Annotated in this window: 15 protein-coding genes and 1 tRNA gene; 5 read left to right on the top strand and 11 right to left on the bottom strand. The window is 58.2% G+C overall.

What is annotated here, in order from left to right:
* Positions 1-130 precede the first annotated feature (130 nt).
* From O3675_RS07340 to O3675_RS07330, 3 genes are all read left to right on the top strand, one after another.
* Entirely contained in the window at positions 131-928 is a 798-nt protein-coding gene (locus tag O3675_RS07340) for an MIP/aquaporin family protein (RefSeq protein WP_005507711.1), read from the top strand.
* A 42-nt stretch (positions 929-970) separates the two neighbouring features.
* A complete protein-coding gene (gene glpK, locus O3675_RS07335; protein ID WP_070674940.1) occupies positions 971-2,527 on the top strand; it encodes a glycerol kinase GlpK in 1,557 nt (518 codons plus the stop codon).
* Positions 2,528-3,107: 580 nt separating this feature from the next.
* Positions 3,108-3,500: an N-acyl-D-glutamate deacylase gene (locus O3675_RS07330; protein ID WP_304268579.1), complete on the top strand. Its 393-nt coding sequence runs from the start codon at positions 3,108-3,110 to the stop codon at positions 3,498-3,500.
* Between the two features lie 149 nt (positions 3,501-3,649).
* On the opposite strand, the gene O3675_RS07325 is transcribed toward O3675_RS07330, so the two are convergent.
* Complete coding sequence (locus O3675_RS07325) at positions 3,650-4,252, bottom strand: hypothetical protein (RefSeq protein WP_371571796.1); 603 nt, start codon at positions 4,250-4,252, stop codon at positions 3,650-3,652.
* Between the two features lie 322 nt (positions 4,253-4,574).
* On the opposite strand from O3675_RS07325, the gene O3675_RS07320 reads away from it, so the two are divergent.
* Both O3675_RS07320 and O3675_RS07315 read left to right on the top strand, forming a co-directional pair.
* Positions 4,575-5,186, top strand: coding sequence for a methylated-DNA--[protein]-cysteine S-methyltransferase (locus O3675_RS07320; protein ID WP_314362970.1), 612 nt, complete (start codon positions 4,575-4,577; stop codon positions 5,184-5,186).
* Between the two features lie 215 nt (positions 5,187-5,401).
* Positions 5,402-6,190 (top strand): DNA-3-methyladenine glycosylase I, encoded by a 789-nt coding sequence (locus O3675_RS07315; protein ID WP_371571795.1) that lies wholly within the window; start codon positions 5,402-5,404, stop codon positions 6,188-6,190.
* A gap of 137 nt (positions 6,191-6,327) precedes the next feature.
* Here the strand turns inward: O3675_RS07315 and O3675_RS07310 are convergent, their stop codons facing one another.
* From O3675_RS07310 to O3675_RS07265, 10 genes are all read right to left on the bottom strand, one after another.
* Positions 6,328-6,717 (bottom strand): DUF1304 domain-containing protein, encoded by a 390-nt coding sequence (locus tag O3675_RS07310; protein ID WP_371571793.1) that lies wholly within the window; start codon positions 6,715-6,717, stop codon positions 6,328-6,330.
* A gap of 279 nt (positions 6,718-6,996) precedes the next feature.
* The gene (locus tag O3675_RS07305) at positions 6,997-8,619 is read right to left on the bottom strand and encodes an L-lactate permease (protein WP_314928583.1); all 1,623 of its coding nucleotides are present in this window, start codon (positions 8,617-8,619) and stop codon (positions 6,997-6,999) included.
* 525 nt (positions 8,620-9,144) lie between these two features.
* A complete protein-coding gene (locus tag O3675_RS07300) occupies positions 9,145-10,005 on the bottom strand; it encodes an IS3 family transposase (protein WP_371571791.1) in 861 nt (286 codons plus the stop codon).
* Positions 10,005-10,346 (bottom strand): transposase, encoded by a 342-nt coding sequence (locus O3675_RS07295; protein ID WP_371571790.1) that lies wholly within the window; start codon positions 10,344-10,346, stop codon positions 10,005-10,007. The genes O3675_RS07300 and O3675_RS07295 overlap by 1 nt, the downstream gene beginning before the upstream one ends.
* A gap of 326 nt (positions 10,347-10,672) precedes the next feature.
* Positions 10,673-12,295: an L-lactate permease gene (locus O3675_RS07290; protein WP_371571788.1), complete on the bottom strand. Its 1,623-nt coding sequence runs from the start codon at positions 12,293-12,295 to the stop codon at positions 10,673-10,675.
* Positions 12,296-12,804: 509 nt separating this feature from the next.
* The gene (locus O3675_RS07285; protein ID WP_371571786.1) at positions 12,805-14,442 is read right to left on the bottom strand and encodes an L-lactate permease; all 1,638 of its coding nucleotides are present in this window, start codon (positions 14,440-14,442) and stop codon (positions 12,805-12,807) included.
* 592 nt (positions 14,443-15,034) lie between these two features.
* Positions 15,035-15,108, bottom strand: a tRNA-Pro gene (locus O3675_RS07280).
* Positions 15,109-15,335: 227 nt separating this feature from the next.
* The gene (gene der, locus O3675_RS07275) at positions 15,336-16,916 is read right to left on the bottom strand and encodes a ribosome biogenesis GTPase Der (protein WP_371571784.1); all 1,581 of its coding nucleotides are present in this window, start codon (positions 16,914-16,916) and stop codon (positions 15,336-15,338) included.
* Positions 16,917-17,027: 111 nt separating this feature from the next.
* Positions 17,028-17,720 carry a (d)CMP kinase gene (gene cmk / locus O3675_RS07270; RefSeq protein ID WP_371571782.1) on the bottom strand — a complete coding sequence of 231 codons (693 nt, stop codon included), beginning with the start codon at positions 17,718-17,720 and terminating at the stop codon, positions 17,028-17,030.
* 54 nt (positions 17,721-17,774) lie between these two features.
* Positions 17,775-18,944 (bottom strand): prephenate dehydrogenase, encoded by a 1,170-nt coding sequence (locus tag O3675_RS07265; protein WP_371571780.1) that lies wholly within the window; start codon positions 18,942-18,944, stop codon positions 17,775-17,777.
* Between the last annotated feature and the right edge of the window lie 10 nt (positions 18,945-18,954).

Raw genomic sequence — 18,954 nt, 5'->3', positions numbered from 1 at the left:
TTTTCGTAGCAATCCGCTACACATTTCAGCACAGCGTTGTGCCCCGATCCGCCCGTGCGGTGAGGACGCACGGGAATACGCAAGCAAAGGTTCGCTTGCCTTCCAGACGCTTCGTCTTCAAGGAGCATCAATGTCTCTTCTTGCTTCCGCAGGAACTGTACTTGCAGCCGGCTCATCCGCTCTCGTGGATGCATCCGGTGCCCCCACCACTCTTGGTTTTGTACTTTCCGAGTTCTTCGGTACCTTCATCCTGATTCTGCTCGGTGCCGGCGTATGCGCCGCAGTGACCCTGAAGAAGTCCTACGCTAAGGACGCAGGCTGGGTTGTTATCACCTTCGGTTGGGGTCTGGCAGTGTTCACCGCCGTATACCTCTCCTTCCACTCCGGTGCACATCTGAGCCCCGCTGTGACCGTTGGCCTGGCAACTGCAGGCCGCGACCTGGCAACGGGCGTTCCCGCAACCCCGCTGAACATCACCCTGTACATCGTCGCTCAGATGCTCGGCGCAATGGCTGGTGCAACCGCAGCCTACCTGACTTACAAGAAGCACTTCGATGAGGACCCGGGGGACCGCCTCGGCATCTTCGCAACCGGCCCCGCTATCAAGTCCTACGGCTGGAACTTGCTCACCGAGATTATCGGTACCTTCGTCCTGATTGGCTGGATTATCGCATCCGGTAAGACCCCCGCCCAGATTGGCCCCTTGGCTGTTGCCCTGGTCGTTGTTTCTATCGGTATGAGCCTCGGTGGCGCAACCGGTTACGCTATCAACCCCGCCCGTGACCTCGGCCCCCGTATCGCCTACACCTTCTTGCCTATCCCCGGTAAGACCGGCTCCAACTGGTCTTACGCATGGGTTCCGGTTGTTGGCCCGATCATCGGCGCTATCCTCGCTGGCCTGATCGTTCCGGCAGTTCTGCCCCTCTAAACCTCTCTAATACCCCCGTTCTTTTGTTCTAAGGAAAAATCAATGACGACTTCTCTGCACTCCGCAACCCTCAACGTCGAACGCAAGTACATCCTCTCCATCGACCAGGGCACCACCAGCTCCCGCGCAATCCTGTTCAACAAGGCGGGCGAGAACGTGGCTCAGGGCCAGCTCGAGCACGAGCAGATCTTCCCCAAGGCCGGCTGGGTCGAGCACAACGCAACCGAGATTTGGCAGAACGTCCGTAAAGTCGTAGCAATGGCTATGGCAAACGGCGAAGTCAACCACCACGAAATCGCTGCAGTCGGCATCACCAACCAGCGCGAAACCACCGTCGTGTGGGACAAGAACACCGGTGAGCCCGTCTACAACGCAATCGTCTGGCAGGACACCCGCACCCAGGAAATCGTTGAAGAGCTCGCAGGCGAAGAGGGTGTTGGCAAGTACCACGACATCGTCGGCCTGAACCTCTCCACCTACTTCTCCGGCCCCAAGATCAAGTGGATCCTGGACAACGTTGAAGGCGCACGCGAGCGCGCAGAGCGCGGCGACCTGCTCTTCGGCAACACCGACACCTGGCTGGTCTGGAACCTGACCGGTGGTGTTGACGGCGGTGTTCACGTCACCGACGTAACCAACGCATCCCGCACCCTGCTGATGAACATCCGCACCCTCGAATGGGATCCGCAGATCGCTGCAGACATGGGTATCCCCATGAGCATGCTGCCCGAAATCAAGTCCTCCTCCGAGGTGTACGGCTTCGGCCGCGCAACCGGTCTGCTCGCAGGTACCCCCATCGCGGGCATCCTGGGCGACCAGCAGGCCGCAACCTTCGGTCAGGCTTGCTTCGAGAAGGGCATGGCGAAGAACACCTACGGTACCGGTAACTTCATGCTCATGAACACCGGCAACGAGCCCGTCTTCTCCAACAACGGTCTGCTGACCACCGTCGCCTACAAGATTGGCGACGCGGCTCCCGTCTACGCTCTGGAAGGCTCGGTCGCAATGAGCGGCTCCCTGATCCAGTGGCTGCGCGACAACCTGCGCATGATTGAGCACGCTGCTGAGTCTGAGGAACTGGCTACCTCCGTCCAGGACTCCGGTGGCTGCTACGTTGTTCCCGCATTCTCCGGTCTGTTCGCACCTCACTGGCGTTCCGACGCTCGTGGCGTCATCGTTGGTCTGACCCGCTACGTGAACCGCGCTCACATCGTGCGTGCGGCGCTGGAAGCAACCGCATTCCAGACCCGCGAGGTTCTGGACGCAATGAACGCTGATTCCGGTGTTGAGCTCTCCGAGCTGCGCGTGGACGGCGGCATGACCGCTAACGAGTTCCTCATGCAGTTCCAGGCTGACATCCTCGGCGTTCCCGTGATCCGCCCGAAGGTTGTTGAGACCACCGCTCTGGGCGCAGCATACGCTGCAGGTATCGCTGTTGGTTTCTGGACCGGCGAGCAGGACGTTGTGGACAACTGGGCTGAGGACAAGCGCTGGCTGCCCTCCATGGAGCCCGCAGAGGTTGACCGCCAGTACCGCCTGTGGAAGAAGGCTGTCTCCCGCACCCTCGAGTGGGTTGACGAGGACGTTCCGACCGCCTAATCGCAGCACCCGTTGCCTAACGGCACGGCCCGCGCACTAACGAAGCCCCGGCTGCTTCTCCCCCGCTATGGGGTTGAAGTAGCCGGGGCTTTTCGCTGTTTTATGACGCTCAATTCAGCGTTTATTGCGGCGTAATTTCTACAAAAATTAGTGCTAGGGTACCGTTGGTTTTTGTAAATTCGGTATCTTCCGCCGATCACCTGGCGCGGTGTTGTTCGTGAGGTGTCAGCACCGCACAGGACACGTACGCGACATATTCATGCGCTGTCCTGACAGGAATCGACGGTTCGCGCGGATACTTTATTTACGTTCCCGTCCGCCACGGTGCTTCACGTACCGCGGCGGACGGACTTTTATCTCTTGTTACTAGGTTCTCTGCGTTAACGATGAGTGGGGTTCGCTTTTCGTGTTGCAGATCTCGCTGTAAAAATCACTGGTTTTATGCCCCTTGTTGAGATACCCGTTCACATGTTGTGTGGGATTGCTCTAATGGTGTTTGTAAACCTTTGATGTCCACTTCAAGCGCCGTATCATAGACATATAGGCTTATTGATTCTATTCTGGCCGCCGAAGATGGCGGTTGGTTACGCATCTGGCACCTTCCGGTGCTCATAAGAACGGAGAGAAGCTCCGTTGGAAGGAGGGAGCGGGTTTCCCCGCACCGATTATGGTTGATATCCGTCGCCGCAAGCTTGCAATTATTGCTATGAACGTTTCGGTTCTTGCAGCTGCTCTCTCCTGGCTGTTGGTGCTCTTCTCCGTTATGTATTCTCCCGCAGCTGTACCGTGGGCTCTGGGCGTTGCTATCGTACTGACTGTGATTGGCGCCTACACGCTGTACCGCTACTACTCCAAGTACTCGCACGTGCTCCCGAACGAGGACCCGGACGCGCACGATGTGCTCGGCCACGACCTGCACTCAACCCACCTGCCGCACCTGCACCACACGGAGGGCAACGCTGACCGCGCGTAATTCTGACGGAGCGTAATTCTGACAGGGCAGCCGCTAAGTAGCGAGCTTCTCTAGCCTTAGACAGCATAAATGTGCCGCCTCACTGATACCGGTGAGGCGGCACATTTACATTAAAATCGCGGTTCAGAGCCCGGTCCTGCAACCATTTCTCAAGGGGTCGAGTCAGTACTTTGACGCGCTTCAGCCTCGGCTTTGGCTAGTTCTGCCTTTTCGTTCTCTTGAACTACAAGAGCGTTATATTTCCAGCCGGGGATTCGTTCAACAAGCCACCCAACCCAGATGAGCGCAACGATAATGAGAGCGGCCGGAATCAGGTAAATGAGGACGCTCGGGTTGCGGGTGTGGTCTGAGGTGCTCCCCGCGCTGAGTTCCCACAGCGCAAAGATTGGTAGCACCATTGTAGGCATCACTATAAAAAAGATGAAGGCATAGTAAATGCCCATCATGCTACCGGGCCTACCTCTATTTATACGAGCTTGGGTAACGGCTCTGTCCAGGCGTTTGTATTCCTCCAGAGTTTCGCCGTCTAGAAGCGAAGCGTCAGGGATCTTGGCCATGACGTACTGTACGGCTTCAAAATCTGAGGGCGAGCAAATAAAGATATGCCCCTGGGACATAACGGTGTATTCTTTCGCGATGTTGAGGCACGCCTGCGCGTAACGGTTATTGAGCTCTCGGCTCTCCGGGTTTTCCTGGAGTTGCCGGCGGATATCTTTCAGGTCTTCCATGTTTCTCCTTGCAATTTCAGTCATCGTTGAACCCATCGGTAAGGCACGAGAAACACAGGTCATCTGCCACCCGTGCGGGGTGGAGAAGCCGGAGTATTGAATTGCGGTGTATCGGTGTGTACTTCACAGAATGCCAGCTCTTCGGGCTCAAACAAAATTGCCGAGCATCCTGAGATATTTCAACGGCGGTACAAACGGCGGTGCATACATCTCATACATAACGGTCAGTTATAGACAAAACCCGCTACGGGTACGGTACGGAGGCGCCCCTCCCCTATGATGGTTGAAAGGGGTATTTACCCTTGCACCATCTGCAGTACACACCCACGAGCCTACGAGGAAGAGCATGACCAAAGCGACCGATTCGCCGCAGCCGCCGGAAGCGCTCGCGCGCTGGTACACGCGCTACGCAAGCCCCGTGGGCACTCTCTACATCGCCGCCCGTGCGGATGCGGTTGTCGGCATCTGGTACGAGGACCAGGCGCATTTTCCGCTCCCTCATGAGCTTGGTGGACTGATTGAGAATCCTGACGCCTACCTGCGGGATCGCAGCGCTACTGAAGGTGAAGAGCCAGCCGGTGAGTACGCTGCGGCACAGCTGCTGTCGCGTGCTGCGGCAGAGCTCTCCGAGTATTTTGAGCGCAAGCGCACTTCTTTTACGTTGCCGCTAGATCCTGAGGGCACCGATTTTCAGCTGATTGTGTGGGAGCACCTGAAGACTGTTCCTGCCGGGTACACCACCACTTACGGTGAGATTTCGCGCGCGGTTGGCCCCGGTGCTCCGGCGCAGGCGGTGGGTCAGGCGGTCGGCCGCAATAAGGTTTCTATTATGATTCCGTGTCACCGCGTTATTGGTGCTGATGGTAGTTTGACCGGCTACGCTGGCGGGGTTGAGCGTAAGCAGTTCCTCCTCGATCTGGAGGAGCCGGAAGAGGTGCGGGAGGCGCGGCTCTTCTAGCGATGTCACCCGGCGATGATTGAGACTTGTCAGAGGGCGGAGCGTGCATCGGATGCGGGCTCTGCCCTTTGTCGTACCTGCTTTCAGTTTCGTTGCTCTGCACCACGACACATAATCGAATATACTTGCGATTTACTTACGCTAGAGCTACTGTTTAAATAGAACATGCTTCCGAAATACTCGGATGAGCTCAGCAATCTCAGAGAGGAGAAACCGTGACCTCGCAACCTGCTATTCCCGCCAACCCCCTCGAAAACACCCCGAGCTACCCCATGTGGGTGACCGATGAGCTTCTGCGCGACTACTATGACACCGAATGGGGCATTCCCATCACCGATGAACGGGGGCTCTTCGAAGCCCTAAGCCTCGAGGCTTTTCAGGTGGGGCTCTCCTGGCGCACGATTCTTGCCCGCCGTGAGGCGTTCCGTCGCGCTTTCGAGGGTTTCGACCCCGAACGCGTGGCTGCGTTCACAGACCAGGATGTTGCCCGACTCCTCCAGGATGAAGGCATCATCCGTAACGAGCGGAAGATTCGCGCGGTCATCTCCAATGCACAGCTGACCCTTCGGATGCGTGAGCTTGCCGCCACGCCGCGTGACGCGTCCGCGGAGGATGTTCATCTTCCCCTTATCGCTCCCTCTTCTGCCCCGACCAATACGGATAGCGTTGAGGCGCCGAATACCCGCCGTCGTCGTGTGCGGACGCTAAACCCCGAAGATTTGGACCGGATGCGCGAGCGCACCCTATCTGACGGCACGCGTGTACCGGGCGGGCTGCCGGCGTGGCTGTGGTCCTTCGCGTCGCACGAGACTATTGCGCCGCATACACTGGAGGACATTCCTACCGATACACCCGAGTCCGCGCTTCTTGCCAAATCTTTTAAAGCTCTAGGAGGTGTGTTCTTGGGTCCGGTGACCGCCTATGCGCTCATGTGTGCGGTCGGTATGGTCGACGCTCACCTGGTAGGTTCGCATCGGCGAGGCTGTTCGGGGCTCTTTACCTAAGCTCCCCTCGCCCTAAGCTCCCCACGCTTGGCGTGCTTGCGTGCAAGGGCGCAGAAAAGCCGCGCGCCACTTCGTAGAAGTAAGCACGCGGCTTCTATACGTTGAGAGGTTCCGCTCTGAATTAGATCGTCACAGGGTTAGATCATCACGAAGAGGAAAATCAGCGCCAGCAGCGGCGGGGTCAGCTGAATCAGTGCCGGCTTGCGCTTATCCGGGGAGGTGAGGAACAGGTAGACACCGGCAATCGCCATGGAGCCCAGGCCTGCGAACATGAGTGCCACACCTACCTGCGGGGAGCCGAACCAGAAAGCGAGCAGACCGGTTGCGGCGATCCAGGCGAGCATCAGGTTGTACAGGCCCTGGTTTGCTGCCATCTCCTTGGTAGACTCGGCGAATTCTTCGGTCATTCCGAAGGTTTCACGACCCTTAGGCTTAGTCCAGAGGAAGGATTCGATAATCCAGATGTACACGTGAATAGCGATTGCTACGAAGGTAAAAACGGTGGTGACCGTTGCGAGTGCCTGCATTGTTTCTCCTTGAGTAGTAGGTCATCTGTTAGCCGTGTGTCTCACGTAGCGGGCGAGCGAGTAACGCACAGATAACAGCCGGGCTGCCTCTCCTGTGCACGTCTCCGGTGTGTGGGCACAAACACTAATTCTACTCCTGCCGAGTGGATTATCCGCATCGTATGACATTGGATACCTCAGATAGATACGGCGAACGCTCGCCGCGACATGACCTCGCAACGAGCGTTCTGCGTATCTCTCCGGTTCTTCCTCGAAGACAGGAAAAGTCGCTTAAAAAGCCTAGTGCACGATGAGCGTGAGCACGTACGTCCAAATGCACAGCAGTACCAGCAGGAAGAGACTGTACTTGATGGTTATAGAGGTAACCTTCGACTCCTGCCCTGCCTCGTTCACGGCGGCAACCGCCACCGCAATCGACTGCGGGGACACAATCTTGCCCATCACACCACCGGAGGTATTGGCTGCAACCAGCATGGCGGGGTCTACACCAATCTGATGCGCGGTGCTTGCCTGCAGACCGGCGAAGAGCACGTTATTGTTGGTCACCGAACCGGTCACGAACACGCCAACCCAGCCGATTATGGGCGAGAAGAGCGGGAAGAGTGCACCCGCGGTAGCTACCGCCAGAGCGATGGAGGAGGTCATGCCCGCGTAGTTCATGAGGTTTGCTACGGACATGACCAGGCAAATCATGTAGATGGGCTTCTTCAACTGTTGCCATGCGCCGTTAAGCTCCTGTAGAGTCTCACGGACGGTAATTTTCGAGGTGAACGCAGAGAGCAGAGCCGCCACCAGAATGGCGGTACCCGCCGCACCCAGGATGTTCCAGTTGAAGACCGCGTGGATAGCCAGGCCTTCACCGTCGCCAATCTGATGGTGGATACCGGGCACATGGAAGCTCAGGTTTGCAAAGCCCAGGGCTCCGTTATGGTCAAAGACGGGGCGTAGCACGGTGGACCAGAGCAGGATGGTGATGGATAGGAAGATGAAGGGGCTCCAGGCGCTCGCAACTTCGCGCAGGCTGTACGTCGGTTCGTCCTGCGCGGAGAGCTCTTCCAGAGTCGGTGCGGTGGGCTCGCGATAGATGTGCTTGGGCTGCCAGAAGCGCATCACGACTGCCAGGAACACCAGGCCGACAAGGGGCGGCACAATGCCGATGAGCTCGGGGTCCTGCAGGACCCACAGCATGATGCTCTGCAGGCCAGAAATCACGATACCGGTTGCGAGCGCTACTAAGCCTACCTCACGAATGCCGCGCAGACCGTCCTGAATAGCGACCACGAGCACGGGTACGAGGGCTGCAAAGATCTGCAGGACCCAAACCATCTGGTTGGATAGGTGCCCCAGGTCTACGTTACCGATAGCGGCACCGGTGGTCACAGGAATACCAACCGCACCGTAGGCGCCCACGGTGGCGTTAGCGACCAGGGAGAGCATAGCGGCTTTGAGCGGGTTGAAGCCCAGGGCAACCAGTAGCGCTACAGAAATAGCAATCGGGATGCCGAAGCCCGCCGCACCCTCAATAAACCCGGCAAAGCAGAGGGCGATGAGTAGCACCTGGATGCGCTGGTCCGCTGAGATTGAGGAAACAGAGGACCTCACGATGGCGAATTTTCCGCTGCGCACCGCGATGCGGTAGAGCCACACTGCCATGAGCACAATCCATGCAATAGGCCATAGCGCTGAGAGGAATCCGTAGAAAATAGAACCTGCGGCTGCTGTCCAGGGCAGGTGGAAGACTCCGAGTGCGATGCACAGGGTCAGGGCTAGGGTGATTAGCGCTGATTTGATGCCGCTGAGTTTGAAAACCGTGAGGCAGAGTAGAAAAAGAATAATGGGGGATGCCGCTACGAGTGCAGAGAGCACCGGGGAGTTGAGGGGATCGTAGGTTTGCGACCACATGAGAGTGGTATGTCCTTCCTCGCCGCAGGGTGTACCTACAGCGGTTTGGATGCCGCTGTAGGGTGCGTCCGCCTGCCCTTATGGGGTAGCACGAGGCGTAGCCTCACGACGCCTCTACCGCTGAGGGTCCCTGAACGTGAAAGGCGTAGCAACATCATGTGTCTGTGTTGTAGCCTTGGCTGAAGGCAGGGGGCGCGGGGAAGGATATTTCCACGATGCGGGGCGTTGGTTCTCTCGTTGGAGGCCTCGAAGCTAAAAGTTCCTTAGCTCGTGCTCTCGCCTACGGCGCCAATGCCCACTGAGAACTGTATCACTGTGGCAGGTGGGTCCTTTGCTAGGTACTGGGTGCTTTTACAGTGTGAAACGCTAGTTAAGAGTCATTACGATTTAGTCCTTGTCGGTAGTTTTTTCTCCGCTCAGTCCCTTTCTACTGCCCGAGCCAAACTTATACGGCGGCAGGTAAGACAAAGCCCCCTCCCCGACCTGAACTGCGCCCCGAAACTTGGACGCATTAAATACTAGCCGTTATGCGGCCTCCTGCAGGGCCTGATCCCGGTACTCTACCGGGGTCAGGCCCTTAAGCTTTACCTGGCGCCTTACTGTATTCCAGTGCATGATATAGGCATCAAGGTCAGCTTTAAAACTCTCAAAGGTCTGCCAGTCCTGGCCACGAAAAAACTCGTCCTTAAGATGCCCGAAAACCTGCTCGGTGGCGCCATTATCAATGCAGTTACCTTTGCGTGACATACTCTGGATAAAACCGTTCTCAGCGAGCGTTCTAACATAGGTATCGTGCTGATACTGCCACCCCATATCCGAGTGCAAGACCGGTTCGACCCCTTCAGGTTTGGCATCCATGAGTACCTGAAGCATCTCCTGCTGCTGGGCAAGATTAGGGCACATCGAGATGGAGTGGGCAACAATCTCCTTGCTGGCAAAGTCGTAAACCGGAGCAAGATACGCCTTACCAAAGGAAAGCTTAAACTCGGTGACATCGGTACCCAACTTCTGCCAAGGACCATCAGCCTTGAAGTCACGACCGATAATGTTCTTGAAACTTTGCCCCACCTCCCCCTTGTAGGAGTTGTACCTGTGGTAGGCCCTCTCACGGCGTATACCGCAACGCAGCCCCATCTCGCGCATCATCTTCAAAACCGTCTTATCGGCAATGCGCTCCCCTTCCTCAGCGCGCAGGCACATGGCCACCTGCCTGTGACCGCACCCGTTGGGGGTACGCGAAAAGATCTGGGCGACCTTGGGACGTAGCTGCACTCTGGTTGGCTGTTGGGGGTGAGCCAGCGCGTAGTAGTAGCTCGACCTGGCAAGGCCAGCCGCCTCAAGGAGGTCGTACAGCCTGTGACCGCGCCCTGAAAGCTCGGCGACCACTAGGGCTTTGTCCCGGTTTGGGAGCGCTTCTGCGCCTTCAGGGCAATCGATTTTTTTAGGTACGCCACCTGCGCCTCAAGCTTGCGCACACGCTCGGCAAGTTCCTCCTCACGCGTTGGCGGCACCGCCCCCACACCTAATCCCTTCGGCCTGCCCTTAGGCTTAGGCTTAAGCGCCTGCGCGCCGCCCTCACGGTACAGCCTGCGCCACTGCTTCAACGGTGTCGCACTCGCAATACCGAAACGAACCATCGCCTCAGGCTTACTCATCCCACCATCAACCACAGCCTTCGCTGCGGCGACCTTGGTCTCATAGTCGTATTTGGTTCGCTTTACTCCCATGGTAAGAAGCCCGTCCCTCCCGATGACGTGGTACATTTTCTGCCACTCTCTCACAGTCGCGGCGGACACACCAAGCTTCCTGGCGGTCAGACCATAGCCGAATCCTCTCTCGAACATTTGCGCTGCTTGCTCCCGGAGCAAACGATCATGTCTTAATCCCAGATTGATAGACATGAAAAGCCTCCTGTTTCTTGGACTTTAGTTTTGATGTCCAAGAAACGGGAGGCAGTTCAACCGCACGGGTCGAGAAGGGGGCTTTGCATCAGAATCATTAGGGGTTCAGCGTCACGTTGCTATCTGCCCCGGTATGAGCCTCAGGAATGGCTTTAGCCAGCCATGAGCGACAGAGCGAAGGACCAGACGCAGACCAGGCCCAGCAGAATAGCGCTGTACTTGATGGACATGGAGGTAATCTTCGATTCCTCGCCTGCGCTGTTCACAGCCGCCGCCGCAATCGCGATGGACTGCGGGGAGACGATCTTGCCCATCACGCCACCGGCGGTGTTTGCGGCAACGAGCAGGGTCGGGTCAACAGCGATCTGGGCTGCGGTGGTGGACTGCAGGCCCGCGAAGAGCACGTTAGCGTTGGTCACGGAGCCGGTCACGAACACGCCAATCCAACCGATGATCGGGGACAGCAGCGGGAAGATCGGGCCGGCTGCCGCGAGCGCCAGAGCGATGGAGGTGGTCATACCGGCATAGTTCATGACGTTTGCGACGGACATGACCAGGCAGATCATGAGGATCGGCATCTTCAGCTGGTTCCAGGTACCGCCGAGTTCTTCGAAGGCTTCGCCCCAGCTGATGGAGGAGGTCAGGATGGTGATGAGTGCCGCTACCAGAATTGCGGTGCCGGATGCGCCCAGGGTGTTCCAGGAGAACATCGCGGTCACGGTCTTGCCGGCACCGGTGGTGATGGCTTCGTGAATGCCGGGGATGGGGAACGCCAGGGTTGCAGCACCCAGCGGGCCGTTGGTTGCGAAAATCGGCTTCAGGGCAGTGGACCAGAGCAGGATGGTTGCGGAGAGGAAGATGAAGGGGCTCCACGCCTTAACAATCTCGCCGCCGGTGTGCTTCACGTTCTGCTGAGCCTGGGCTTCTTCGAGGCTGGGTGCGGTGGGCTCGCGGAAGATGTGCTTGGGCTGCCACTTCTGCATCACGAGCGCCAGTGCTACCAGGGACAGCAGCGGCGGGATGATGTCGACCAGTTCGGGAGAGCCGAGCAGCATCAGGATAGCTGCCTGACCGCCGGAGAAGATGACGCCGGTCATGAGCGCAACCAGGCCGACTTCGCGGATGCCGCGCATGCCGTCCTGGATTGCGACCATCAGCAGCGGCACGAAGGCGACGAAGATCTGCAGTACTGGAACCATGCCTGCGGACAGGTGCGCGGTGTCCAGGCCGCCGACCTTAGCTGCGGTGGTCACGGGGATACCGATAGCACCGTATGCGCCGGATGCGGCGTTAGCTACCAGCGCCAGCATGGATGCTTTGAGAGGGTTGAAACCCAGGGATACCAGCAGTGCAGCAGAGATAGCGATCGGGATGCCGAAGCCTGCCGCGCCTTCGATGAAGCCACCGAAGCAGAAGGCAATCAGCAGCACCTGGATGCGCTGATCGTTCGAGATGGAGGAGACAGAGGCTCGCACGATGTCGAAGTTACCGGCGCGTACTGCGATGCGGTAGAGCCACACCGCCATGAGCACGATCCAGCCGATGGGCCATGCGCCGGCGAGGAAGCCGGAGAGGATGGATCCGGCACCGGCGGTGATGGGCAGGCCAAAGATGGCACAGCCGATGATGAGGGTGGTGACGAGGGTCAGCAGTGCTGATTTGAGGCCGCTGAGTTTCAGGACGGTCAGGCCCAGCAGGAAGAGGACGATGGGCACTGCGGCAACCAGCGCGGAGAGCACCGGTGCGTTTAGCGGGTCGTAGGTTTGCTGCCACATTGGGGCGGGTGTTCCTTTCGGTCTGTGTGTATTAGCGGTCGCTTCTTCCGGTACGGCGCCTGTGCTGTATGGAAGCGTTAGGCCGCATAAAAACCGATGGGCCCGGTCCTTGCGTCGTGGATGGGTCCATCGGTGAAGCGTGATGGTCTTGAGCTGCCGGGCGTTTGGTTGTATGACGTGGCGATATGCCGAAGCAATATACCGTGGCCATATACCGGGGCGCGGCGGCGGTGAGCGGGACTCTTTCCCTCTCACTAGGTGCTCTTGACTTTATCTGTCTAAGCTAACAGGTCTTCCTCGGGACTTCAGGATAGGGTGACCTTAAGTGTGCACAAATGATACTTATGTGCATAATTGTGCTCCTTAGCCGCGAACCTCCTCCTCAGCTCACAAACATAGAAATGCGAAAGCCCCCTCCTACCGAAGTAGAAGGGGGCTTTCGCTCAACCGTGTCGCGGGCACCTTACCTTCAAAGAAGGTAGGTTACACGCATCGAGGTTTCACGCGGTTTAGGCAACGACCAGAGACAGGACGTAAACCCAAACACAGGTGACGACCAGCAGGGCTGCACTGTACTTGATTGCCATGGAGGTAATCTTGGATTCCTCACCGGAGCTGTTCACAGCAGCGGCGGCAATTGCGATGGACTGCGGGGAGACGATCTTCGCCATCACACCACCGGCGGTGTTAGATGCAACCAGCAGGGTCTGGCTGACGCCAATCTGCTGTGCGGTGGTAGCCTGCAGGCCCGCGAAGAGGATGTTGTTGTTCACCACGGAGCCGGTCACGAACACGCCGATCCAACCGATAATCGGGGACAGCAGCGGGAAGATTGCGCCCACAGCGGCAACAGCCAGTGCGATGGAGGTAATCATACCCGCGTAGTTCATGACGTTAGCAACGGACATAACCAGGCAGATCATGATGATCGGGGTCTGCAGCTGCTTCCAGGTTGCACCGAGTTCCTCGATAGCCTCACCCCAGCTAATGGAGGAGGTCAGGATGGTGATGATTGCAGCGACCAGAATTGCGGTACCGGAAGCACCAATGATGTTCCAGGTGTAGGTCACGTCAATTGCCTTGGGGGATGCAACGATCGGTGCGGTCTGCTGGATGGTCTGGTGCAGCCACGGAACGGGGAAGGTGATGTTGCTGAAGGCAAGCAGACCACCCTTAGCGAAGAGCGGCTTCATCGCGGTGGACCAGAGCAGGATCACGACGGACAGGTAGACGAAGGGGCTCCATGCCTTGAGGATCTCACCACCGGTGTGCTTGACGCTCTGCTGAGCCTGAACTTCTTCCAGGGAGGGAGCGGTGGGCTCGCGGAAGATGTGCTTGGGCTGCCACTTCTGCATGATGAGTGCCAGTGCTACCAGGGACAGCAGCGGCGGGATGATGTCGACGAGCTCGGGGTTACCGAGGCCTGCGAGCAGGACGGACTGGCCGCCAGAGTAAATCAGGCCAACGATCAGTGCTACCAGACCGACTTCGCGGATACCGCGGATGCCGTCCTGAATAGCGACGAGCAGTACGGGGATGAGAGCTGCGATGATCTGGATCACCAGGACCAGCTCGGTGGACAGACCGTGCAGGTCCACGCCACCGCGGGTTGCTGCGGTGGTCACGGGGATACCGATTGCGCCATACGCACCGGAGCTCACGTTAGCAATCAGCGCGAACATTGCAGCCTTGAGCGGGTTGAAGCCCAGGGACACGAGCAGTGCAGCACAGATAGCGATCGGAATACCGAAGCCTGCAGCACCTTCAAGGAAGCCGCCGAAGCAGAATGCGATCAACAGCATCTGGATGCGCTGGTCGGTAGAGATGGAGGAGATGGAGGAGCGAACAATTTCGAAGCCGCCGGAACGCACAGAAATGCGGTAGAGCCACACTGCCATGAGCACGATCCAGCCGATGGGCCACATGCCCGAGAGGAAGCCGTAGAGGATGGAGCCTGCACCGGCAGTGATGGGCATACCGAAGATAGCGCAACCGATGACCAGTGCAATGACGAGGGAGATAACGGCAGATTTAATACCGCTGAGCTTCAGGACGGTGAGGCCCAGAAGGAAGAAAATAATCGGGACTGCTGCCACGAGTGCAGAGAGTGCGCTCGAGTTCAGCGGGTCGTAGACTTGCTGCCACATGATGTACTGTGTTCCTTTCCGCGCCCAGGGGCGGGATTGTGTCGTGCCGCAAAACCTTCCCAGCGACGCGTGTGGCGGCGTGTGTGCCGTGTGCATAAGGCCTGGCTCCCTGTCGTCTTGTGAGTTAGGGAGGCTATCCCACCGGGATATTTGCCTTCGCTTGGGTTCGTGTTGGTTTTGCGGCTATGAAATTCAGTGTGTATGAAGTCGTGTTTTAGTCACAGAAACCTAAATATTCCTTGATTTGTCAAGGGAAATTCAGTGCCAAAGCTAAAATTTCTGACCGCTAAAACGCGATTCCTTGTGTACCCAATGTACCACTGAACACCCACAAAATCGGGCATATTCCAACATTTAGATTCAAGCTCATAATTGCACACTAACCTAAACCCCACCCCGGATTGAGGGCTTACCCAGCCTCCCTCCCCCGCTATTACAAGGGAACAAGGGCCCGCCAAAGCCCTGCCAGAGCACGCAGCGCCTCGGGAACATTCAAACCGACACACCCCAGCCCCGCACCATCAATCCCGCAAACCCCTAAACGGCATACAAAAAAAGCTCCGGAAGGAAAAACCTTCCGGAGCTTTATCTGTCGGGTTGACAGGATTTGAACCTGCGACCCCTTGACCCCCAGTCAAGTGCGCTACCAAGCTGCGCCACAACCCGATTCGTTATTCACGATATTGTTTTCAAGGTTTCCCCTGAACACTCGAATAACTATACCGGGCTTTTAACCCCCGCGCAAGCCAGAATCCCACTTTTTAGAAAAAATCTTAAAAATCTTTTCCTCACGGATTTCCTCGCAGATTTTCCGCACAGAATCCAGCGCGCGGGGGCCAAGCCTAACAAGGGGCCAGCCCAGCAACACGGCACCAAGCAGGTACGTACCGCTACTAGCGGCGGCCGCTCTTGCCCTTCTTAGCCTTCGCGCTCTGACGCTCACCCAAGGAACGACGCTCACGCACACGCATCGAAATCTCAATCGGAGTACCCGTGAAATCAAAAGTCTCACGCAGACGACGCATAATGAAGCGACGGTAACCTGGATCCAAGAAACCGGTAGTAAACAGCACGAACTTCGGCGGACGCGAAGACACCTGAGTACCGAAGAGAATACGCGGCTGCTTACCACCACGCAGCGGGTGCGGATGCGCGGCAACAATCTCGCCCAGGAACGCGTTCAGGCGACCGGTCGGAATACGCGAATCCCACGACTCCAGCGAGTGTTCCAGGGCGGGCACCAGCTTGTCCTTGTGCCAGCCGGTCTTCGCCGAAATGTTCACGCGAGGAGCCCACTGCACGTGCGCCAGGTCGCGCTCAATCTCGCGCTCAAGCATGTAGCGGCGGTCCTCATCGAGGGTATCCCACTTATTGAATGCCAGGACCATCGCACGACCCGAATCAATCACGGTCTGCACGATACGCACATCCTGCTCAGAGATCGGCTCGGAAACATCCAGCAGCACCACGGCAACCTCAGAACGCTCCAGAGCAGTCTGAGTACGCAGCGAAGAGTAGAACTCCGCACCCTTAGCCATGTGCTGGCGACGGCGAATACCCGCGGTATCCACAAAACGCCAAGGGTAGCCGCCCAGCTCAATAATCTCGTCAATCGGATCACGAGTCGTACCAGCCAGGTCGTTCACCACGGCACGCTCAGAACCAGCCAGCTTGTTCAGCAGCGACGACTTACCCACGTTCGGGCGACCTACCAGAGCCACACGACGCGGGCCACCCAGCGCCTCCGGCTGAGCGAACTGCGAGTGCTCCGGCATAACCTCAAGGATCTCGTCCAGAGCATCCGCCAGGCCACGACCGTGCAGACCCGACACCGGGAACGGCTGACCCATACCCAGCGACCAGAGGTTATAAATCTCCGGCTCCAGGTGAGCGTCATCAATCTTGTTAGCAATCAGAATGATCGGCTTCTTCACGCGGCGCAGCATACGCACAATCTGCTCGTCCGAAGCGGTCACACCCACGCGAGCGTCAACCACCAGGACCACAACATCGGCCTGCTCCACAGCAATCTCAGCCTGCTCAGCAACCTGAGCATCAATACCGCGGGCGTCAGACTCCCAACCACCGGTATCAACCAGGGTGAAGCTCTTACCCAGCCACTCAGCCTTATAGGACACGCGGTCACGAGTCACACCCGGCTTATCCTCAACCACCGCTTCACGGCGGCCCAGAATACGGTTAATGATGGTCGACTTACCCACGTTCGGGCGGCCAATAATCGCCACTACCGGATCAGCGAGCTGCTCTTCCTCTTCCTCAATGTCGAAGCCCCAAGCACCCAGCAGGGCGCGGTCCTCTTCATCCAGGTCGTAGTCCTCAAGACCCTCTAGAAGAGCCTGAGCACGCTGATCAGCGGTCTCATCATCAATCTCAGCGAGGCGCTCGGTAACGTCGTCCTCGCCACCGCCCAGGTACTTATCTTCGTAATCGTCGCGGATAGCGTCCTCAGCCATGCGCATTCCTTTCTCTACCCGCCCCACGCCCGACCCAAAGGTCAGCACGCGAGCGCGGCTCAACGTCTTCTCGGGAGCGGATGCACCACTCCCCCAGCGTTTCGGCGGGGCCTAGCCCTCGCGCTTCGCTTTCAACTGGTCATTCACAGCGTTAATCACTGCAGAGACCGTCGCATTAAAATCAAGATCCGAGCTGTCCACCAGGGTCACGCCCTCGGCAGCTTCCATAAAGTTATTGACCTTCGAATCCTTCGCATCACGCTCAGCGATCTGCTTGCTCAAGTCACCCGAAGCGCCGGACTTCTCCGCGTTTTCCAGGCCGCGGCGCGCCATGCGCACCTCTTCAGAAGCAGTCAGCAGGATGCGTGCATCAGCGTCGGGAGCGACCACGGTGGTGATGTCGCGGCCCTCAGCGACCATGCCGTTAATAGCGTGGTCAATCATCCAACGCTGCAGGCCAATCAGGTGCTCACGAACCGCCGGAACCGAAGCCACAGCAGAAACGGCCGAAGAAATGCGCTCGCTACGAATCTCCTCACGGATATCGGTCGTGCCCATCAGAATCTCTTCTTCCTTAATGTTCGTACCGAACACCAGGGGCATCTCCTCGACAGCCTTCGCGATCGCCTCAGCGTCGTTCAGGTCAATGCCAAGTTCCAGCACACGGTAGGTTGCGGCACGGTACATTGCACCGGTGTCCAGGTACGCCAGGCCAAAGTGGCGTGCAACTTCCTTAGACACAGACGACTTACCGGAACCGGAGGGACCGTCAATAGCAATCGTCAGTTTAGGGTTCTCGTGCATCAGCACTCCTTCAAATTCGTCTCAAACTTTATGCCGGAAAATACAGCTTTAACTCTACTTCACAACACGCCAACCGCGAGCCGACAAATCGCGGACCAGCGCCTCATGAATAGACGGATTGACCGAGATTTCAGCCATACCCACCGGGGCACCCGTCGAGTGCTCCAGACGCAAATCCTCAAGGTTCGCGCCCAGCTCACCAATCTCGGCAAGCAAACGAGCCAGCGTGCCGGGGGTGTCGTCCACCAGCACCGTCATCTTTGCAAACGCGGCGGGAGCAGTACCGTGCTTACCCGGAATACGGCTCACGCCCGCGTTGCCTTCGCTCATCAGCTGCGCCAAATCCAGGCGAGCACCGGACGCCGTCGGATTCTCCAGCGTCGCGATGAGACGGTTCAGGTCATCACGCACCCCGTAGAGGGTCTGCACAATCGGGTCAGCGTTCGCCGCAAAAATCTGCACCCACAGCGTCGGGTCCGAAGCCGCAATACGCACCGTATCGCGCAAACCCTGACCCGCCAGGGACAGCGCATACAACGGAGTGTCCTGCAGACGCGACGCCAACAGCGAACTCATCGCCTGCGGCACATGAGAGATCAGGGCAACCGTCTGATCATGTTCCTCGACGCTCAGAGAAGTCACAATCGCGCCCAGCTCCACCGCCACAGAACGCACCAGACGCACACACTCGGGACGAACCGAATCGTGCTCGCAGATAATCCACGGACGCGCCTGAAACAGCTCACCGCGAGCAGCCACCGGGCCCGACTTCTCACGCCCAGCCATCGGATGCGAACCCACGTAACGGGACGCATCCGCGCCCGAAGCCAGCACGTCAGCCAGCGGCTGCACCTTCACCGAGGCAACATCCGTCACCACGGCGCCGGGGTAGCCCGCCTCCGGTCGAGGCGCATAGGTGTTCAACGCGCGAGCGCACACGGCACCGGCACTATCCGGAGGCGCAGCCACCACCACCAGTTGCGGGGCGAAGGCGGCGCGCTCCTGCTCCGACAGGGTGGAGAAGCTTGTACCGGCACCGATATCCTGCGCCACAGCCTCGGCAGTGGGTGAAATATCTTGGACGTACACGTCCTCGCATCCTGCCGCACGCAACCCCAAACCGATGGAGGCACCCAGCAGACCCGAGCCGATAATGAGCACCGGCCCGGTCAGTGTTGAGTCCATAGGTAGCTCAGATGCGGAAAGCTCAGCGGGCGAGCTCATGACAACTCCT

Origin of the sequence: Rothia sp. 27098_8_27 (genome assembly GCF_041432805.1) — a bacterium.
Lineage (GTDB): Bacteria > Actinomycetota > Actinomycetes > Actinomycetales > Micrococcaceae > Rothia > Rothia mucilaginosa.
Note: the sequence above shows the minus strand (reverse complement) of the source record. Positions and strands in the feature narration are given on the sequence as shown.

Excerpts from the sequence above, each read along its gene's own strand:
- O3675_RS07340 (WP_005507711.1), top strand. The coding sequence starts at position 131 with ATGTCTCTTCTTGCTTCCGCAGGAACTGTACTTGCAGCCGGCTCATCC.
- glpK (WP_070674940.1), top strand. The coding sequence starts at position 971 with ATGACGACTTCTCTGCACTCCGCAACCCTCAACGTCGAACGCAAGTAC.
- O3675_RS07325 (WP_371571796.1), bottom strand. The coding sequence starts at position 4,252 with ATGACTGAAATTGCAAGGAGAAACATGGAAGACCTGAAAGATATCCGC.
- O3675_RS07320 (WP_314362970.1), top strand. The coding sequence starts at position 4,575 with ATGACCAAAGCGACCGATTCGCCGCAGCCGCCGGAAGCGCTCGCGCGC.
- O3675_RS07310 (WP_371571793.1), bottom strand. The coding sequence starts at position 6,717 with ATGCAGGCACTCGCAACGGTCACCACCGTTTTTACCTTCGTAGCAATC.
- O3675_RS07305 (WP_314928583.1), bottom strand. The coding sequence starts at position 8,619 with ATGTGGTCGCAAACCTACGATCCCCTCAACTCCCCGGTGCTCTCTGCA.
- O3675_RS07295 (WP_371571790.1), bottom strand. The coding sequence starts at position 10,346 with ATGGGAGTAAAGCGAACCAAATACGACTATGAGACCAAGGTCGCCGCA.
- O3675_RS07290 (WP_371571788.1), bottom strand. The coding sequence starts at position 12,295 with ATGTGGCAGCAAACCTACGACCCGCTAAACGCACCGGTGCTCTCCGCG.
- O3675_RS07285 (WP_371571786.1), bottom strand. The coding sequence starts at position 14,442 with ATGTGGCAGCAAGTCTACGACCCGCTGAACTCGAGCGCACTCTCTGCA.
- der (WP_371571784.1), bottom strand. The coding sequence starts at position 16,916 with ATGGCTGAGGACGCTATCCGCGACGATTACGAAGATAAGTACCTGGGC.
- cmk (WP_371571782.1), bottom strand. The coding sequence starts at position 17,720 with ATGCACGAGAACCCTAAACTGACGATTGCTATTGACGGTCCCTCCGGT.
- O3675_RS07265 (WP_371571780.1), bottom strand. The coding sequence starts at position 18,944 with ATGAGCTCGCCCGCTGAGCTTTCCGCATCTGAGCTACCTATGGACTCA.